Annotated in this window: 20 protein-coding genes; 11 read left to right on the plus strand and 9 right to left on the minus strand. The window is 59.5% G+C overall.

Translation table 11 applies throughout. From position 1 onward, the window contains the following. Nucleotides 1–28 precede the first annotated feature (28 nt). Nucleotides 29–1,714: an L-aspartate oxidase gene (gene nadB / locus SIB56_RS09825; protein ID WP_413323759.1), complete on the plus strand. Its 1,686-nt coding sequence runs from the start codon at nucleotides 29–31 to the stop codon at nucleotides 1,712–1,714. A 21-nt stretch (nucleotides 1,715–1,735) separates the two neighbouring features. Here nadB and SIB56_RS09830 read toward each other — a convergent pair whose 3' ends face one another. After that, nucleotides 1,736–2,677 carry a vitamin K epoxide reductase family protein gene (locus tag SIB56_RS09830; protein WP_413323760.1) on the minus strand — a complete coding sequence of 314 codons (942 nt, stop codon included), beginning with the start codon at nucleotides 2,675–2,677 and terminating at the stop codon, nucleotides 1,736–1,738. A gap of 76 nt (nucleotides 2,678–2,753) precedes the next feature. Here SIB56_RS09830 and rimO point away from each other — a divergent pair, with 76 nt between their 5' ends. Beyond that, entirely contained in the window at nucleotides 2,754–4,166 is a 1,413-nt protein-coding gene (gene rimO, locus SIB56_RS09835; RefSeq protein ID WP_413323761.1) for a 30S ribosomal protein S12 methylthiotransferase RimO, read from the plus strand. Further along, entirely contained in the window at nucleotides 4,163–5,389 is a 1,227-nt protein-coding gene (locus SIB56_RS09840; RefSeq protein ID WP_413323762.1) for an MFS transporter, read from the plus strand. The genes rimO and SIB56_RS09840 overlap by 4 nt, the downstream gene beginning before the upstream one ends. On the opposite strand, the gene SIB56_RS09845 is transcribed toward SIB56_RS09840, so the two are convergent. Then, complete coding sequence (locus SIB56_RS09845) at nucleotides 5,376–5,489, minus strand: cytochrome b6-f complex subunit 6 (protein WP_066911807.1); 114 nt, start codon at nucleotides 5,487–5,489, stop codon at nucleotides 5,376–5,378. The two genes, SIB56_RS09840 and SIB56_RS09845, sit on opposite strands and share 14 nt — an antisense overlap. 136 nt (nucleotides 5,490–5,625) lie before the next feature. On the opposite strand from SIB56_RS09845, the gene SIB56_RS09850 reads away from it, so the two are divergent. Beyond that, nucleotides 5,626–7,200: a B12-binding domain-containing radical SAM protein gene (locus SIB56_RS09850; protein ID WP_413323763.1), complete on the plus strand. Its 1,575-nt coding sequence runs from the start codon at nucleotides 5,626–5,628 to the stop codon at nucleotides 7,198–7,200. 6 nt (nucleotides 7,201–7,206) lie between these two features. Here the strand turns inward: SIB56_RS09850 and SIB56_RS09855 are convergent, their stop codons facing one another. After that, a complete protein-coding gene (locus SIB56_RS09855; protein ID WP_413323764.1) occupies nucleotides 7,207–7,581 on the minus strand; it encodes a DUF4346 domain-containing protein in 375 nt (124 codons plus the stop codon). Nucleotides 7,582–7,605: 24 nt separating this feature from the next. Further along, nucleotides 7,606–8,787 carry a GNAT family N-acetyltransferase gene (locus SIB56_RS09860; RefSeq protein ID WP_413323765.1) on the minus strand — a complete coding sequence of 394 codons (1,182 nt, stop codon included), beginning with the start codon at nucleotides 8,785–8,787 and terminating at the stop codon, nucleotides 7,606–7,608. 83 nt (nucleotides 8,788–8,870) lie between these two features. On the opposite strand from SIB56_RS09860, the gene SIB56_RS09865 reads away from it, so the two are divergent. Next, nucleotides 8,871–9,335, plus strand: a complete 465-nt coding sequence (locus SIB56_RS09865; protein ID WP_413323766.1) for a hypothetical protein — start codon at nucleotides 8,871–8,873, stop codon at nucleotides 9,333–9,335. Here the strand turns inward: SIB56_RS09865 and SIB56_RS09870 are convergent. Both SIB56_RS09870 and SIB56_RS09875 read right to left on the minus strand, forming a co-directional pair. Further along, nucleotides 9,305–9,976, minus strand: a complete 672-nt coding sequence (locus SIB56_RS09870) for a RibD family protein (RefSeq protein ID WP_413323767.1) — start codon at nucleotides 9,974–9,976, stop codon at nucleotides 9,305–9,307. The genes SIB56_RS09865 and SIB56_RS09870 overlap by 31 nt on opposite strands. 10 nt (nucleotides 9,977–9,986) lie before the next feature. After that, nucleotides 9,987–10,907 (minus strand): 6-pyruvoyl trahydropterin synthase family protein, encoded by a 921-nt coding sequence (locus SIB56_RS09875; RefSeq protein ID WP_413323768.1) that lies wholly within the window; start codon nucleotides 10,905–10,907, stop codon nucleotides 9,987–9,989. A gap of 51 nt (nucleotides 10,908–10,958) precedes the next feature. Between SIB56_RS09875 and SIB56_RS09880 the strand changes: the two genes are divergently transcribed. Continuing rightward, a complete protein-coding gene (locus SIB56_RS09880; protein WP_413323769.1) occupies nucleotides 10,959–11,534 on the plus strand; it encodes a shikimate kinase in 576 nt (191 codons plus the stop codon). A 3-nt stretch (nucleotides 11,535–11,537) separates the two neighbouring features. Here the strand turns inward: SIB56_RS09880 and SIB56_RS09885 are convergent, their stop codons facing one another. Continuing rightward, complete coding sequence (locus SIB56_RS09885) at nucleotides 11,538–11,801, minus strand: chlororespiratory reduction protein 7 (RefSeq protein WP_413323770.1); 264 nt, start codon at nucleotides 11,799–11,801, stop codon at nucleotides 11,538–11,540. Here SIB56_RS09885 and SIB56_RS09890 point away from each other — a divergent pair. Next, nucleotides 11,800–12,510, plus strand: coding sequence for a DUF6816 family protein (locus SIB56_RS09890; protein ID WP_413323771.1), 711 nt, complete (start codon nucleotides 11,800–11,802; stop codon nucleotides 12,508–12,510). The genes SIB56_RS09885 and SIB56_RS09890 overlap by 2 nt on opposite strands. Here SIB56_RS09890 and SIB56_RS09895 read toward each other — a convergent pair. Both SIB56_RS09895 and SIB56_RS09900 read right to left on the minus strand, forming a co-directional pair. Then, nucleotides 12,482–13,210, minus strand: a complete 729-nt coding sequence (locus SIB56_RS09895) for a glutathione S-transferase family protein (RefSeq protein WP_413323773.1) — start codon at nucleotides 13,208–13,210, stop codon at nucleotides 12,482–12,484. The two genes, SIB56_RS09890 and SIB56_RS09895, sit on opposite strands and share 29 nt — an antisense overlap. A gap of 94 nt (nucleotides 13,211–13,304) precedes the next feature. Beyond that, nucleotides 13,305–14,057 (minus strand): putative 2OG-Fe(II) oxygenase, encoded by a 753-nt coding sequence (locus SIB56_RS09900; RefSeq protein ID WP_413327298.1) that lies wholly within the window; start codon nucleotides 14,055–14,057, stop codon nucleotides 13,305–13,307. A gap of 156 nt (nucleotides 14,058–14,213) precedes the next feature. On the opposite strand from SIB56_RS09900, the gene SIB56_RS09905 reads away from it, so the two are divergent. The 4 genes from SIB56_RS09905 to SIB56_RS09920 all read left to right on the plus strand — a co-directional run bounded on the left by SIB56_RS09905 (nucleotide 14,214) and on the right by SIB56_RS09920 (nucleotide 16,813). Then, the gene (locus SIB56_RS09905) at nucleotides 14,214–14,459 is read left to right on the plus strand and encodes a hypothetical protein (protein ID WP_413323774.1); all 246 of its coding nucleotides are present in this window, start codon (nucleotides 14,214–14,216) and stop codon (nucleotides 14,457–14,459) included. Nucleotides 14,460–14,579: 120 nt separating this feature from the next. Further along, a complete protein-coding gene (locus SIB56_RS09910) occupies nucleotides 14,580–14,786 on the plus strand; it encodes a DUF751 family protein (RefSeq protein WP_413323775.1) in 207 nt (68 codons plus the stop codon). A gap of 1 nt (nucleotide 14,787) precedes the next feature. After that, nucleotides 14,788–15,204: a 30S ribosome-binding factor RbfA gene (gene rbfA, locus SIB56_RS09915; RefSeq protein WP_413323777.1), complete on the plus strand. Its 417-nt coding sequence runs from the start codon at nucleotides 14,788–14,790 to the stop codon at nucleotides 15,202–15,204. Beyond that, nucleotides 15,197–16,813, plus strand: a complete 1,617-nt coding sequence (locus SIB56_RS09920) for a glycoside hydrolase family 3 N-terminal domain-containing protein (RefSeq protein ID WP_413323778.1) — start codon at nucleotides 15,197–15,199, stop codon at nucleotides 16,811–16,813. Before rbfA ends, SIB56_RS09920 begins: the two co-directional genes overlap by 8 nt. Nucleotides 16,814–16,844: the final 31 nt, after the last annotated feature.

Below are 16,844 nucleotides of genomic sequence, written 5' to 3' on the forward strand. Positions count from 1 at the left end.
TGGCCCCGGCGGTTTTTTTGGTGCTTCGATGAAACCCTCCGACCAAGGCAGCGAACCGATTCCTGCAGGTCCATGGGACGTTGTGGTGATTGGTGCAGGAGCTGCAGGCCTGATGACCTGCCTCGAACTGCCTGCAGAAATGAAGGTTCTGCTGGTCAATCGCAACACAAGCCGACGCTCATCGAGCCGATGGGCGCAAGGCGGGATCGCCTCCGTGACACGCCGCGAAGACAACAGTGAAAGCCATGCCAGGGACACCATCAAGGCGGGCGCAGGCCTCTGTGACGGTGATTCCGTCCGTCTGCTTGTGGACCAGGCACCTGAATGCGTCGACAGACTGCTCGCGCTGGGGATGGATTTCGATCGAAACAGCGATGGAAGCCTGGCAACAACACTCGAAGCAGCCCATAGCCATCACCGAGTGCTGCATGTCCAGGACAGAACCGGCCATGCCCTGGTCGATGTGCTCCGGCAACATGCCGAGCAAAGACCTGGATTGCTGCACAGGCGTGGTGTTCGCGTCAGCCAGCTCTGGGTGGAGGACGGGCGATGCTGCGGTGTGCAGGTTCTTGATGGATGCAGGCTGCAATGGATCCGTTCCAGAGCGGTGGTACTGGCCACAGGAGGCGGGGGCCATCTCTACACAAACACCACCAATCCAGCTCAAGCGGCAGGAGAGGGAATAGCCCTGGCCTGGATGGCAGGGGCGGCGGTCGAGGATCTCGAATTTGTCCAGTTCCATCCCACGGCACTGAAGCTGTCAGGAGCCCCCTGCTTTCTGATCTCCGAGGCTGTACGAGGCGAAGGGGGACGATTGGTGGATGCTGCCGGCAAGAGCCCTGTCGCAGACCTGCCCGGAGCTGATCTTGCACCTCGAGATCAGGTGAGCCGAGCGCTGCTGCAAAGCATGCGCCTGCAGGGCATAGACCACATTGGCCTTGACCTCTCGAAGATCCCCCGAGATCAGGCCGAGCAGCGCTTTCCAACCATCCTGGAACGATGCCGCAGTCACGGTCTCAACCCCCTTGAGCAACCGATCCCAGTCGCACCGGCAGCCCACTACTGGATGGGAGGAGTTGCCACGGACCTCCATGCCGCCACCTCACTGCCGGGACTTTATGCCGTCGGGGAGGTTGCCTGCACAGGACTGCATGGAGCCAATCGTCTTGCCAGCAACTCTCTGATGGAATGCCTGGTCTTCGCTCGACAGCTGGGAAAAATCGAGCTGCCGGCAGCGACCGCGGACGACAAAAAGCACTGGACAGGTTGTGAAGAGAGCGTCAGAACCAGCAGGAGCAACACCCGCAGCAACGCGAGCATTGACCAGCTCATGCACAGCATTAGCCGTCTGAGTCAGCAGTGCTGGGACGTGGCCGGTGTCAATCGCTCCACGTCTGGCATGCAAAGACTGCTCACTCAGACGAAAACAGCGATCAATCCTCTTGAACAGGAGGAACTGTTACGCATGGTCGATCACCAGCCCCGAACACAATTGCTTGAGCTGGAGGAACCCAGCCGTCAGGAACTCAATCTGCTGCTGGATCTCATCCATCGCCAACGGACCAGTGCTCTGCTTCTGGAAGCCTGTCTGTTCAGGGCCGAGAGCCGTGGGGGGCATTTCCGCGGCGATGCCCCCTGTTCACTTCCCCAGTGGCGCCGTCACAGCAGACAGCTCAGAGGCCAGAGAATCCACACGCGCCAGGTCACTGACTGAGCAGAGAGTGACCTGAAGGGCTCAGAAATCGGTGTTCCCTTTGAAACCGGACAGGCCTGCAAGAGTCTTCAGATCCTTGACACCTGAATCAAGTTTGCCGTTGATCTCCCAGGTAGGGAAACCTTCGATCCGCTTGCTTTCGCACAAGGAACGTTGACTGTTCTGCCCATCCGCAGCGCACTCGACGATGGCGAGCTTGTTGGCCGCCTCCAGACCGAAGTCCTGCTTCTGCTCGTGACAGTGAGGGCACCAGTAAGCGCTGTACATGACTGCGCCTGTGGCAGAGAGATGTTCTGCAAGAGCCACCTTTGCAGGAGAGCTCTCGGTGGTGACAAGAGGTGGTGCACCGGGGCCGGTCAGAGCCGCCTCTGGCCGATCAGGGTCAAGAACCGATGCCCAAATCAGGCTGCCCAGCAACACTGCCAGAGCAAGAAGAATGCCGCGGAAGAACAGCTGAGAGGGGTCATCCCAGCCACCGCCGACCACCGCGAGGATCAGCAGCAACACCGACAGCACCGCAGACAGCACACAGAAGAAACAGAAGGCCTGAATCTTGAAGACCATCAGACCCAGCAGCACCATGCTGAAGACAGCCATCCCCAGGGAAACCGTGAACAGCCCCCACCAGGTGCGCCTGGACAGATCGCTGCGGTTCTCCGACAACCCCGGAAGGAGCGGCACGAGGGCCATCACCAGAACCGCCAGATAAGCCAGCAGACCGGCAAAGGACAACGGGATGCTCAGGGCATCGGACTGAAAAAGCGTGCCCCAGGGACTGCTGAGCACCTTGTCGCAGCCATCACCACCGATCGGGCAGGCGAGATCACCGAGCAGCCCCCAGCGCTTGAGCGTGATCGAACCGGTGTCGATCACTCCGACGGTCGCCAGCACCGCCATGCTGATGCGCGCCCATTTGAAGCCCTGGTCCTGACGACGTCGGCTGGTGAGTCGGGTGGTGCCCATGCGCACGGAACAGTTGATTGAAATTTAGGCAGGCTTCATCACGAGATTTATGGTGATTGATTGATCTGTTGTACCCATGTCCCCGGACCACCCTCCCGGCCGCGGCATGGCCAGCACACAATCAGCCAAGAGACCGACGGTCGCTTTCGCCCATCTGGGATGCGAAAAGAACCGGGTCGACACCGAACACATGCTCGGACTGCTGACACGTGCGGGCTATGGCGTCAGCAGTGACGAAAGTGACGCCAACGTGGTGGTGGTGAACACCTGCAGCTTCATTCAGGAAGCGCGTGAGGAATCCGTTCGCACACTGGTGGGACTGGCGGAGCAGGGCAAGGAAGTGATCATCGCCGGCTGCCTGGCACAGCATTTTCAGGAGGAGCTGCTCGACTCCCTTCCGGAAGCGAAAGCCATTGTGGGAACCGGCGACTATCAGCACATCGTGGAGGTGCTGGAACGCGTCGAGGCCGGGGAACGCGTCAACCGGGTCAGCAAGAACCCAACTTTTGTCGGTGACGAAACACTGCCCAGGTACCGCACCACCGGGGAAGCGGTTGCCTATCTGAAAGTGGCCGAAGGCTGCGACTATCGCTGCGCCTTCTGCATCATTCCGCGCCTACGTGGCAACCAGCGATCAAGAACGATTGAATCAATCGTTGCAGAAGCCCATCAACTGGCTGAGCAGGGAGTGAAGGAACTGATCCTGATCAGCCAGATCACCACCAATTACGGTCTGGACATCTATGGCCGCCCACGCCTTGCGGATCTTCTGAGAGCCCTCGGTGAAGTGGAGATTCCCTGGATCCGTGTTCATTACGCTTACCCCACAGGCCTGACCCCCGAGGTGATTTCCGCTTACCGGGATGTCGCCAATGTTCTTCCCTATCTCGACCTGCCTCTCCAGCACAGCCACCCCAAAGTGCTGCGGGCGATGAACCGTCCCTGGCAGGCGAATGTCAACGAACGTCTGATGAACCAGTTGCGGGAACAGCTGCCGGATGCCGTGATGCGCACAACGCTGATCGTGGGCTTTCCCGGCGAAACGGAAGAGCAGTTCGAACACCTGGCGGGATTCCTGGAAAGCCAGCGATTCGATCATGTGGGAGTGTTCACGTTCTCCCCTGAGGAGGGAACCGCCGCCGCCAAACTCCCCGACCCTGTTCCAGCCGACATTGCAACCGCCAGAAAGGATCGCCTGATGACCCTGCAGCAACCGATCTCAACTGAGGCGAACACCCGCTGGGTGGGGCGCACCGTGGATGTGCTGATCGAGCAACACAACCCGAGCACGGGTGCCATGGTCGGCCGCTGTGCCCGCTTCTCGCCCGAGGTGGATGGCGAAGTTCAGGTGCAGCCACGAGCCGATGGAATGCAGGCGGGGCCGGGCACGATGATTCCGGTCAGAATCACCGGTGCCGATATCTATGACCTGACAGGAGAAATTGTGGGTGCAACCGAAATGGTGGCCTCAGCTCGCACCAGCCTGTGAGCAGTCACGGACGGCATGGACGCCAACGTCTCATCTTCCTGATCGCCTCCGGCCTGAGCACTGCGGGATCTTTTGCAGGGCTCACCGCCAAGGGCTGGATCCTGATGGACGAAACCAACGAACCAATGGTGCTGGCTCTGCATTTCGCCGCACTTTCACTCCCAACCATCTTGGTGAGCGGTCCAGCTGGTGTGCGCACCGATCGAATTGGCTGTGAGCGGGTTTTGATCCAGGCTCAGTGGGCCCTGTTAGGGGCGGGTCTGCTGGGGGCTCTCTCGATCCCCTTGTTCCAGGGGCAGGCCCAGGTGGTGATGCTGCTCGCCAGCACCCTGCTGGTGGGCATCGCCGGCGCCTATGAACTCACGGCACGCAACAAGTACTGCGCTCTGCTGGTGGACGACAACTCCGAGCTGGCGCCTTTCCTGACAAGTTTCTCAGTGGTCTTCAACGTCGGAAAGCTGATTGGACCTCTACTGGGGGGGTGGCTCATCACACTGACCGAGCCGTCCATGGCACTCACGCTGGATGCCGCCACGTACCTCTTGCCAATCGCCAGTGTGATCTGGCTGCTGCATCCGAGAACGGAACTGGAACAGCGCAGCGCTGCCGGCGAGCAGGCCTCGCTGCGAGTGGCCTGGCGTGAATGCGGCAGCACTCTGAGGAACGTGCTGATGTTCACCGGAATGATGTGCGTGGTGGGCTTCTTCCACCCAGGACTAGGCCCCTTCATCGCTGCCAGCGAGCTGGGTGATGCCCCCATGGATCTTGCCGTTTTCACCAGCGTTCTGGCCCTTGGCAGCATTTCCGGTGGGCTGCTGCTGCAACGCAACAGTCATCGGTTCTGCCAAAGACCTTCTCTGACCCTGGCCGGCTTTGCGCTGGTCACGGCCGTAGCTCAGCTTGGGATGGCCTACGGCGGCGGCGTGCCCTTTGTGCTGATGATGACGCTTCTGATCGGAGCCGGAACTGCGGGACTGCTGAGCAGCAGCAATCTCATTACGCAGGTTGGCTCAACTCAAGTATTGCGAGGGCGCATGGCCGGACTGGGGCAGATCGCCTTTCTCGGCGGCGGCGGCATCAGTGGCCTGATTGCGGCAACTCTGACAGACACCATGGGGCTCCATACCACCTTCGCGATCAGCGGAACTCTCGGCGTTGCGCTGGCACTGCTCGAGATCTGGCGCCGCGGTGGCTCAGTACTGAAGGAGGTCAGATCAGTTTGATTCGGCGCAGAACAAAACTGATCGTCACAGCGGTGGTGAGCCCGGCTCCTACCAGACCCACATAAATGAGGACTCCCATGCCTGTCACAGATTGCAGCACCTATTAGATCAGAAATCAGGGCTCGAATCAGCGGATCCCCCTTAAGCTTCTGCACAACGAAATCAAATGGAAACGGAAGGTTCTGTCCGCAGGGTCGACCGCAAGTAACAGACAGACCACCTTCACGCTCCGGATCATGCGCACCTTATTTATCTACCCCCTCTTCCCGAAGACCTTCTGGAGCTACGAGAAGATTCTGGAGCTGGTGAATCGCAAGGTGCTGCTCCCCCCGCTGGGGCTGGTCACTGTGGCAGCACTCCTGCCCCAGGAGTGGGAGATGAAGCTTGTCGACCGCAACGTGCGGGAGATCACCGAAGACGAATGGAACTGGGCCGAGCTGGTCGTGATCTCGGGAATGATCGTCCAGAAGGACGATATGCAGATTCAGATCGCCGAAGCCAAACGGCGTGGACTCCCTGTTGCTGTGGGCGGTCCCTACGCCAGTTCCACACCCGATGCCCCAGAAATCGCCCAGGCCGACTTCAAGGTGCTCGATGAGGGTGAAATCACCCTGCCGATGTTCATCGAAGCGATCCAGCGAGGTGACAGTGGTGGACGTTTCAGTGCGGAAGGAGACAAACCTGATGTGACCGCCACTCCCATCCCACGCTTTGATCTGCTGCAGCTCGAGGCCTACGACTCGATGAGCGTTCAGTTCTCGAGAGGGTGCCCGTTCAACTGCGAGTTCTGCGACATCATCGTTCTCTACGGACGCAAGCCACGCACGAAAAAACCGGAGCAGCTGATCGCGGAGCTCCAGTATCTGCATGACCTCGGCTGGAGGCGATCGATTTTCCTGGTCGATGACAACTTCATCGGCAACAAGCGCAACGCCAAGCAGCTGCTTCCCCAGATCAGACAGTTTCAGGAAGAGCGTGGCTACCCCTTCAGCTTCGCGACTGAGGCATCAGTGGATCTGGCCGATGATGAAGAGATGATGCGCATGATGCATGAGGCGCGCTTCGAGAGTGTCTTTCTCGGCATCGAAACTCCGGATGAAGCCAGTCTCGAAACCTCCCGAAAACTCCAGAACACCCGCAACCCTCTGGATGCGGCCGTCGACCGCATCACCGCAAACGGCATTCGTGTGATGGCTGGTTTCATCATCGGCTTTGACGGTGAAAAGGATGGTGCCGGCCGACGCATCGTCGATTTCGTAACCAGAACAGGTATTCCAGCCGCGATGATGGGCATGCTTCAGGCCCTGCCAAACACCGCTCTCTGGCATCGGCTGGAGAAGGAAGGTCGCCTGATTCAGGACGAATCAGCTGCCAAGGGCGTCAACCAGACCAACCTGCTCAATTTCAAACCCACACGGCCGATCCGCGACATCGCCAACGAATATGTGGAAGCCTTCTGTGCTCTCTACGAACCGAACGCCTACATGGATCGGGTCTACTCCTACTACCTGAAGATGGGAGCTCCCCGTTGGAAGGGCAAAGGCAAGTTACCCACCTGGACCGACATCAGGGCTTTGTCGATCGTGGTCTGGAGGCAGGGGATCAAACGCGACACCCGCAGTCGCTTCTGGCGCTACATGTTCAGCATGGCTCGCCGCAATCCAGCCATGCTGGAACAGTTCCTGGTTGTGTTGGCCCACAACGAGCACTTCCTCGAGTACCGCGCCATCGTTCAACGCGAAATCCGCGAACAGCTGGAATGCCTGCCGCCTGAAGAGCCCAGCACACCACTCGAACTGCAAACTGCCTGAACTGACTCAGTCCTGTCTGTAGGGGCGTCCCGCTTTTAGACAGTCTTCGGCCTTCTGCAGCTCTCTGCCGAGATACATGGCATGGTCAAGGCGACTCAAAGGCAGTGAGTCGCCCTTCTCGGTCAGTGCGATGCCCAGTTCTTTGGCAGTTCTGCCACGAAACCTTGTGTTCGGCTGACGCGGGCCTCCACCGCGGCAGGAGAGAACTTCCCCGGTGTCCGGGTCGGTGGCTCGACCTCGATCATCGACATCATTGCTGTAGTGCTCGGCGATGAGCTCACCAGCCTCGGCATCCAGCTTGATCAGGAAGTACCCCGAGGGATCAAGGTCGATGAAGCGCTGTGAAAGCTGATCATCAAGAGAAGAGGTGCCTTCTGCCATAGCCACACCTTACAAATGATCGACTCAGACCATCAATTCAGGAGGCTGCTCACGGAAAGGAAGCTCGGCATTGATGGCTTCAATCTCGTCCTCCATCAGAGCGTTCGCCCTCGGCAGCCAGGAACGGATCAACCCATCCATGCGCTGGTCGTACCACCGATGCAGGCTTGTGCGTGGCTGAGCCACAAAACCACGTCTGCGCTTGTGGCTTCCACCGGCCCCGGGATCAAAGCTCTTTAGTCCCTGATGAAGCGCCCACTCAATCGGTGCGTAGTAACAGACCTCGAAATGAAGGCAGTCGATCTCTTCATCACTACCCCAGTAGCGGCCCCAGAGATGGGAATCATCCTGAACGCAGAGCGACATCGCAACAGGCTGGGCGGGATCCCCTCGGTGGGCACTGAACAAGACAACATGCCTGGCAAGGTCGGGATCGACCAGCTGATCAAAAAAGGAGGCCTGAAGATATTTGCTGCCCCATGGCCCCCAGCGAGCGCAGTGCTGCTCATAGAAGCTATGCATCCGCGCCAGCAACTCAGGAGTGAGGGTTTGTCCGGTGAGCGGCGTCACCTGCAGACCCGCCTTGCTGACGGCTTTGCGTTCCCGCTTGATGTTGCGCCTCTGATTGGCATTGAAACCGGCGAGGTAGTCGGAAAAATCCCTCTGGTCATCGGCTGACCAGAGACTCTGGTGATTCACCCAGCCAGCACAACCCGCAGCCTCCGCCAGGCGCTGCCATTCGGGATCCACATACAGAAAGTTGCAGCTGAGGATGTTGTTGCGCGCTGCAAAGTCATCGATCAGCCGAAGCATCATGGCCGTGAGCTCCTGCCCATCCTCATCAGGATGAACGTGAAAGCGATAGCCCTGGACAGGGCTGACAGGACTCATCCCGATCAGCTTCGGGTAGTAGCGCAGGCCCAGATCCCCAGCCAGACGGGCGAAGGACTGATCGAAGATGAATTCGCCGTAGCTGTGACCCTTGAGATAGAGCGGGGCGACAGCGATCAGTCTGTCTTCGTCCCTCCAGAGCGACAGGTGAAGTGGTTGCCAGCCCTGATCAGGCGCCACACTGCCGGAGCTCTCCAGAGCGGCAAGCCAGTTCCAGCGATAGAAAGGACTTTCCTCATCAGCCAGCAGTCTCTCCCATTGGCTTTGGGGAATCTCATGGATGCTGCGATGCCAACGAGCCGTGAGTGAAGCCATTCAGGGCTGTTTAAACCACCTCGACAAAGACGCTAACCAGCGAAACAACAACGGGAGACAATGAAATTGTTTTAGCTGAGGACATGACCCGATGGTCTCTGCAAAACCTGAAATGGGTCTCGGGTCTGTTGATCCCATCTCTGCTGATTGAATTCACAGCCATCGACCTGAGCGCCAGGGCAGGACTGTTGCAGCCTCTGATCCAGCTTTTGCAGCCGAAAATTGAACGCCGCCTGATCAGCGAATGCCTTCAGCTGGCCGAACAGACTCTTGATGACTTTGCACCTGACATCGCTCCCGGGAGATTGTTGAAGCGTGCGGTGGAACAGCCCTGCCAGACAATCGCAAGACCCGTGAGTCATTGCCTGATCAGAGAGACCAGCCGCAGTGGGCGGGAGCTTGGCGTGCTGACGGAACTGCTTGAAGGCAGAGTCGGCGACGACGCAGGTGCGGTGATTCAGCGGTGCGCGGCATCCTTGACCGGACTCCCTCGCTCCAGCCTGAACACAATCCCTCTTCAGCAACTCATGGAGCGATTGCGGTGGTAACGCACCAGCAGTTCATTGCCTCCGAGAGAACGGGTCTCCTGCAGGCTCCAGGCCTGCGGTGAGGCCAGTGCCTCCGGAAGTGCAGTCCCCGACTGCAACAACCAGTTGAAGGGTCCACCCAGCAGCCTGGGACTCAGGGTCAGCTGCAGCTCATCAACCGCATCCTGAGCCAGCAGTGAGTGTGAGAGAACAGCACCGCCAAGCAGGGCCAACTTGAACCAGCCCTGAGACGCAAGAGCCTTCAGGGTGTCGCTCCAGCGAGAATGCAGATGGAAGCTGCTGCGAAAGCCTGGGGCCGAGACAACGCTTTCAGACAGTAGATAGCGATCGAAAGGTTGTTCAAAGAAGGGCCAGTTCAAAGGGAACTTCCCTTGTCGACTGACAACCAGTGCTGCGGGCTGTGCCGTGCGCCCTGCGCGAATACGCTCCTGGAGGAGATCCCGGTCACGGATCAGACAACTGCTGCGATGGGCTCTGAGCGTGCCAGCGCCGATCAACGCAGCATCACTCCAGGCGAGTGCCTCCTCAAGAACACGGCGATCACCGGATCCACCGAGCTGAGCGACTCCACCCTCCGGTGGGGCGAGGCGACCATCGAGACTGACGGCAAGAACCAGACGAACGACTGTTTTTTGCGACAAGCAGGAGGGTTCAGACAGGAACCGCCGCCTCAAGCGTGGATGGGATCATCTCAAGCTGAGGCACCTCTGCATAAACTTCCGCAGCATTGTTGGGGCTTTCCTGCAGACGCACTTTGTGCAGATGGGCGCCAATGGCCTTGATCGGAGACGACAGACGGTCGGCGATGTGCAGCGCAATATTTTCTGCGGTGGGAACGCATTCGGCGAAGAAGGGCACATCCTTGTTCAGGAATGTGTGGTCAAAAGGTTCCACCACGAGATCGTCAACGAGTCGCTGCAGCGCGGAGAGGTCGCAGACCATTCCCGAACGAGGATCGATTGGCCCTCGCACTGTGACGTCCACCAGATAGTTGTGACCATGGCCATTGGGACGGGCACACTTGCCGTAGATGCGCTCGTTTTCCTCCTGACTCAGCTCCGGTCTTGCCAGACGGTGAGCAGCGGCGAAGTGAGTGCGGATCGTGAGGAAGGCGTCCATGGGATGTCCGAGATAGTCGGCCCAGAGGCCTGGTTGTTCGTAGAGACGTAGAGCCGTGATCGGCAGATGCGGACTCAGACGTGTCCAGATCTGACGAACGATGGCTTCCGTAGTGGGCAGGCAGCCCTCCGGCTTCGATACATCGAATTCCGGCCAGGCATCGTTGAGGAAACGAAAGTCGAGCTGACCTGTCACTTCGCTGCGGATGGCGTGCTTCACCTCGGAGAGGTTGAGAACCATGCCATAGGAGTCAAGGCCACCGGCCATCGAGACAATCAGCTCGTAGTTATGACCATGACCGGGAGCCAGGGCACATGGCCCGAAGCGAGCGGCATTGTCATCGGCCGAGAGTTCAGGCAGCCAGTATCTGTGACTGGCACTGAAGCAAGCCCGGCGCGTGATCACGCAGCGACGACCTCGACCATGACGTGCAGTTGACTTCATTTCAGTCATGTGACTGTCCCGCCAGAAGGCATCCTAATGAGCTAGCAGCAATTCCGAGTCATGGCGGAGACCACTCCATCACTGCGGCAGCGTCTGGGAGGGCGCAGCCTCTACTTAATCGGGATGATGGGCAGCGGCAAAAGCAGCACCGGCAGACCACTGGCCGAGAGGCTGGGATACGGATTCGTTGATGCCGATGCGGTGATCGAACAGGTGACAGGGTCAAACATCTCCGAGATCTTCGAACGTGACGGCGAGGACCACTTCCGCGACCTGGAAACGCAGGTGCTGAGGTCGATCAGCGAACGACATTCCCTTGTTGTTGCCACCGGAGGAGGGATCGTCACCCGATCGGAAAACTGGGGAATGATGCACCAGGGCATCGTGATCTGGCTTGATGTCGAACGCGATCAGCTGCTGCTGAGGCTTCAGAAGGATTCCACACAGCGCCCGCTTCTGCAGATGAACGACCCCGGCGAGGCAGTCGATGAGATCCTCAGTCGGCGTCGCCCTCTCTACAACGAAGCGGATCTAACGGTGGTGATTGGCACAGAAACAGCAGATGTCGTTGCGGACGGGATTATCCAGCTGCTGCCGGAGCTGATCAAGGATCCACCGAAACAACGACCGGAATGACGGTCAGGAGTCCGGGGGCTCTAGGCGCACTGCATACCACTGAAGAGAGATTCCAGGCGAAATCTCCAGTTCACAGGCTGTGTCCAACAGACGCAGAGCCGCCTGCTCAGGGCTGCTGCATTCCGCCAGATCCGAGGGCCAGGGATCAAGATCCTGCAATCGACCCGCAAGCCATGTCATGGTGTCTGCCGCTGTGAGCAGCTGTTCGGGCTCGCCCGGAACCAGCACCACGTAGTGATCAAGTGATCGAATCAGAGGGTCGGACATGGCAAAACCGTTGTTGACACTGCTGATCACCATGCTGCTGCAGCTTGTGTCAGTTCAGGCCGTCGCAGCGGCGGGCGAAGGTGGGGGGGGGGGTCTCGAACAGCGCTTCGAAACGTGGCCTGAATGGTCACTCCCAGCACCTCTGGCCCGTCCGCGCCGCACGCAGGATCTGATCTATCCCGACTGGTTCTCCGGAGAGTGGCAGGTCACCAGTGAGGCGCTCGACGATTCAGGCGAACCCGATCCCGACGATCAGCCACTGGTGCACAGGGTGCGTTTTCTGCACAACCGTCGTCACGAACTCATCGGCGATCGCCCCTTCAACGCAGCGTCTGTCGGAAAAGCATTGCTTGGGGATCGGTTGCTGTCGGTCGAACAGGATCCCGACCAGGTCAACCGACAACTGGCAAGATTTCGAGACGATGTGATGCTCGAAACCACCGTGATCGGTCGTGGAGAGACCAGCCCGAATGCATCCACTGACTTTTTCAGCGACGAACTGGTTCTTCAGATCCTGCATGGTCCAGGCGCCCCGCGACTGAGCAGGATCGAAACGCTCACGCACTATGAGCGCTGTGGAGAGAACATCTGCGCCGATCAGCGTCAGGTCAGCCATGCGGGCCCTGGACTAAAAACCGATCAGACGCTCGAGGGCCGCAGCAGCCGCTACCGGCTGACGCTCAGACCACAGCAGCTGGATCGAGATTGATCAGACGGGTTTCCAACTGATCACGCCAGCGGAACAGACCCTGAAGACGTGGATGATCACTGATGCCAGGGACACCCCGTCCGGCGAGTGCATCACCAGCAGAGGGTGGGAAGCGAAGCAGCGACAACTGTGCACCCACGGCAAGGTCCGCCAGCGTGATGTTTTCACCTACCAGACATCCTTCGGGATCAAGGCCGTCGGCAATGGCGCACAGACTGCTGAGCATGGAAGATCTCTGCTCCTGACCAAGCAGTTCACCAAGGCCGCTGAGCCACCCGCCTGGCAGGCCGGACATCACCTGACGAACCGGCGAAGGAACATCATCGGGAAGCAGCACTTCACGCAACTGCTGATCGTCTGCAGCCGCCTGCAACAGCGCAGCTCTCACGGCGGCCGCCAGAGTGGTGTCAGCCCAGTCTTCGATCAGCTGCATCTGAGCCCGATGTCGGGCATCCGCCGGAATCAAAGCAGGGTCTGGCCTGAGCGCCTCCAGATGACGACAGATGGCACTGGAATCGGCGACCACATCGTCGCCATCCACCAGGACAGGCACCTGACGCTGCCCGGAAAGACGGAACAGGGCGATCTGACCGATGCCAGGGGTGACCTCAACTTCTCGAAAACTGAGTCCCTTGGCCTGCAATGCCATTCGCACCTTGAGGCAGAAGGCCGAGTGACGGAACTGATGAAGCTCCAGCATGTCCGAGCCGGTTCAGGCGCTCGAACGGTAGCCATTCGGATCTGAACCTCGCCATCAGCCCTGGAAAAGCCTGCGCGACTGAAACGGACCTTGGTCAGAAACCCCTCGGTGCATTTCGAACGCTGGAGAGTGAGACATTTTTGGGTGATGGTTCAGACCAGCGATGCGATTCAGCTCCGGCGCGTTGCTTGGTGGAGGCCCGGGCGACTTGAACGGAGTTGGGTGCTTGAAGCGGGGCCGCGAGCACATTGAAGGCAATCGACCATCGTTCTCCATCGCCGCGGAAGGGAGCAACGGAGTGGGGTTGCCAGGCGGGAAAGACATAGAAGTCCCCTGGCACAGGCAACACGTAGTGAGCCATGCCGGTACGAAACGACTGCAGATGCCAATCCTCAGGACCGTGGAAACAGAGCTGACCGTCAAAGCATTGTCCGTTGATCTGTGGCGGTGCCTTGAGAAAGATCACGCCTGAGAAACTGCCCCCGTGGGTATGGGTGGGGTTGTAGTCACCAGCTCGCTGACAGTTGAGCCAAAGATCCACCATCTGCAGCTGATAGCGGCCTGGCACCCAGGGCCCGCGGCCCTGTGGAGGCTGGCGCCCCATCACATGCGCGATCCAGCGGTCACAGGCCGGAAGAACATGCACGGAGCACAACTGCTGGATCGCGGGGTGGCCCCCACTGAGCTCTCTTTGCTGGCTGAGCTGACCGGCAAGCTTTGCTGAAGCGTCGAGACTGGCGCTCGGATGGGCCAGCACCTCGGAGCTGATGCTGAGCAACTGCTGCAACAGCGGTTCAGGCAGGCTGCCCTTGAAAATGGATCTCGGGAAAAGATCGAGGATCTCCAAGGTTGAAGCCAAAACTGCGGGGCATGGTGCCAGCGACATCCGGAGTCAGATGTCCACAGCGATGACAACTGCCTGATTGAACTTCAGTACCGGATGACAGTGCAGCTGAGTCTCCGATACGAACTCAATGATTGGCGGAAAGCGTCGGCAATCTTTTTGCCTGAGGCCACTGACCGGGGGTTGATCGCCAGCAATCTCTTGATCCCTTCTCTCAGAGGGAATCTGCAGCAACCGAATCACGGCAAGGCTTTCAAGGGTGGCGACTGTTGCTGGTTGAGGCCGTTCACTCCAACCCCGATGGAGCTCACCCCCTGGAGTGGTCAGCTGCCGTCAGCACTGAGCTGGCTTCTGAACCAAAAGAACGGCCTTCCAGCCGTTTTTGCTCCGGATAGACTGAAATGATGTCAATAAGATCTTCTTATTGAGAATCTGCTGACTGCTTTTGGTGGCAGCCTCCCCTGCAGCAGATCACAGTCATTCCAGACACACCGGAATCCCCAAGACACCCTGCGGTAGCTGGCCATGAAAGAATTTTTCATCAACGTCACGCGCTACCCGCGCTATCTGATTGCGTTCAGCCTGGGCGTGATCAATTCAGTTGCAGAGCCGCTCGCCCGTCGCCGCAGCAACCCCGTGACGGCTGTCGCCCTGATCGGAGCTCTGGTCAGTGGATTCCTCAGCCTGAGTTTCGTGCTGCGTGCCATGGTGTCTTCAGCACCGCAGAGCTGAGATGGCCCCGGGACGTCGGGTGGAACGTGTGGCGGCACTCATCCGACGGGAGATCAGTGAACTGCTGATCAGTGGTATCCGAGATGAGCGTGTTCACCAGGGAATGGTGAGCATCACCAGTGTTGAAGTCAGCGGCGACCTTCAGCACTGCAAAGTGTTTGTGAGCGTCCTTTCGGATGCAGAGGCCCGAACCGAAGTGATGGAGGGTCTTCAGGCTGCCAGCGGCTTCCTGAGAGGAGAACTGGGACGCCGGCTGCAGATGAGACGAGCCCCCGAGGTGGTGTTTCAACTCGACCGTGGTCTTGAGAAGGGAACCTCCGTTCTCCACCTTCTCGGAGAGCTGGAGCGTGAGCGCGAGGTGAAAGGGAGCATTCCCTCCGGCAGCGACGAAGCCGACGATCCGGCCTCCCATGACTGACGCGGAGCGTCGCAGGGCCGTTGCCAGGCTGCTGGTGATCCGCGCCAGCGGCCATGCCGAGGACGGGCAACGTCGTTACCCCCGCTGGGAACTCTGCAATCGTGAGCTGGAAAGGCTGCTCGGATCAGGCGTTGGAGGAGTGATCCTTCTGGGCGGCACAGCCACGGAACTGCAACAGCGGTGCAGGACGCTCCGCCACTGGAGCAGCGATGGAGATCTGCTTCTCTGCGCCGACGTGGAGGAAGGGATCGGCCAGAGATTCGAGGGAGCGACCTGGCTGGCACCGCCGATGACCCTGGGACGCTTGCATCGCAGCAATCCGGACCATGCGCTGCATCTCGCCGAGCGCTACGGCCGAACAACAGCTGCTCAAGCGCGACGCTGCGGCCTCAACTGGGTCCTCGCTCCGGTCTGTGATGTGAACAGCAATCCTGAGAACCCCGTGATCAATGTGAGGGCCTGGGGAGATCAAGCCCAAGCGGTTGCTGATCTGGTGGATGCGTTTCATCGCGGCCTGAACGCTGCCGGCGTTCTGGGCTGCGCCAAACATTTCCCCGGGCACGGCGATACGGACCAGGATTCGCACCTGGAGCTGCCGTTGATCAGCCACGCAAGAAGCCGGATCGAGCAGCTGGAGCTGGTGCCCTTCAGGCGATTGATCGCGTCCGGAGTCGCCAGTGTGATGACAGCACATCTGCTGATACCAGCGCTGGACCCATCACAGCCGGCGACCTTGTCGCGTTCGGTGCTGACAGACCTGCTGCGAACGGAACTCGGCTTTTCAGGACTTGTCGTGACCGATGCACTGGTGATGGAGGCGATCAGTCGGAGCTTGGGGCCGAGTGAAGCCGCTGTTCAGGCTTTCGCTGCAGGCGCAGACCTGATTCTGATGCCAGCAGATGCCGATCAGGCGATCGACGGTATCTGCGCAGCCCTGGCTCAGGGGAGAATTCCTGAATCCCGCCTGAGCGAATCGCTGCAGAGACGGGCGCAGGCCTTGCAGCGCTGTGATGAAGCCGCCGGCAGTGAAACCGAGCTCGACCTGGTGACGCCTGCGGATGATGAGTTCTCCATGGAGCTGGTGAGCAGTTCGCTGGAGATTCAGGGCCCCCTGCTTGCAGCCCATCCTGAGCAGGATGCTGTGAACCTGATTCGGGTGGACGGAGTGCTCCCCTGCGCCTTTCTGCGGACCGATGCCTCTGCGATCACCAAACCCGAACGGCATGGATACAGAGCGCTGATCTGTCATGACAAAGGGATTGAGCCCTGGGCGATGAACAGGGACACCGCTGAGCCGCTTGAGCTGGAACGTCTGGGGAAGGGACCGGTGTTTCTGCAGCTGTTTCTGCGGGGCAATCCATTCCGCGCAGGTCAGCAGCGCCATGAACCCTGGGACAGAGCCATCCAGCAGTTGCTGCGTGTGGAACGACTTTCAGGGCTGGCGGTCTATGGCTGCCCCTACCGGTGGGACTCGCTGCGCAGGCTCGTTCCTGACCACATTCCTGCCGGCTACTGCCCAGGTCAGATGCCTGAAGCTCAGAAGCAGCTGCTGGATCGGATGCTGGGCATGAACTGGGACGAGCAGGCGCGCAAGGATTTCACCGACTGAACAGGACAAGCCGCTCGGAACCGCAGCGCTG

The sequence above is a fragment of the Synechococcus sp. MIT S9503 genome (assembly GCF_047304175.1).
Taxonomy (GTDB): Bacteria; Cyanobacteriota; Cyanobacteriia; order PCC-6307; family Cyanobiaceae; genus Synechococcus_C.

Coding starts and splice junctions, on each gene's coding strand:
- SIB56_RS09885 (WP_413323770.1), bottom strand. CDS start 11,801: ATGTCCGACCCTCTGATTCGATCACTTGATCACTACGTGGTGCTGGTT.
- SIB56_RS09860 (WP_413323765.1), bottom strand. CDS start 8,787: ATGGCTTCACTCACGGCTCGTTGGCATCGCAGCATCCATGAGATTCCC.
- rimO (WP_413323761.1), top strand. CDS start 2,754: ATGTCCCCGGACCACCCTCCCGGCCGCGGCATGGCCAGCACACAATCA.
- SIB56_RS09850 (WP_413323763.1), top strand. CDS start 5,626: ATGCGCACCTTATTTATCTACCCCCTCTTCCCGAAGACCTTCTGGAGC.
- rbfA (WP_413323777.1), top strand. CDS start 14,788: ATGGCCCCGGGACGTCGGGTGGAACGTGTGGCGGCACTCATCCGACGG.
- SIB56_RS09830 (WP_413323760.1), bottom strand. CDS start 2,677: ATGGGCACCACCCGACTCACCAGCCGACGTCGTCAGGACCAGGGCTTC.
- SIB56_RS09890 (WP_413323771.1), top strand. CDS start 11,800: ATGGCAAAACCGTTGTTGACACTGCTGATCACCATGCTGCTGCAGCTT.
- SIB56_RS09855 (WP_413323764.1), bottom strand. CDS start 7,581: ATGGCAGAAGGCACCTCTTCTCTTGATGATCAGCTTTCACAGCGCTTC.
- SIB56_RS09895 (WP_413323773.1), bottom strand. CDS start 13,210: ATGCTGGAGCTTCATCAGTTCCGTCACTCGGCCTTCTGCCTCAAGGTG.
- nadB (WP_413323759.1), top strand. CDS start 29: ATGAAACCCTCCGACCAAGGCAGCGAACCGATTCCTGCAGGTCCATGG.
- SIB56_RS09920 (WP_413323778.1), top strand. CDS start 15,197: ATGACTGACGCGGAGCGTCGCAGGGCCGTTGCCAGGCTGCTGGTGATC.
- SIB56_RS09880 (WP_413323769.1), top strand. CDS start 10,959: ATGGCGGAGACCACTCCATCACTGCGGCAGCGTCTGGGAGGGCGCAGC.
- SIB56_RS09865 (WP_413323766.1), top strand. CDS start 8,871: ATGACCCGATGGTCTCTGCAAAACCTGAAATGGGTCTCGGGTCTGTTG.
- SIB56_RS09910 (WP_413323775.1), top strand. CDS start 14,580: ATGAAAGAATTTTTCATCAACGTCACGCGCTACCCGCGCTATCTGATT.
- SIB56_RS09875 (WP_413323768.1), bottom strand. CDS start 10,907: ATGACTGAAATGAAGTCAACTGCACGTCATGGTCGAGGTCGTCGCTGC.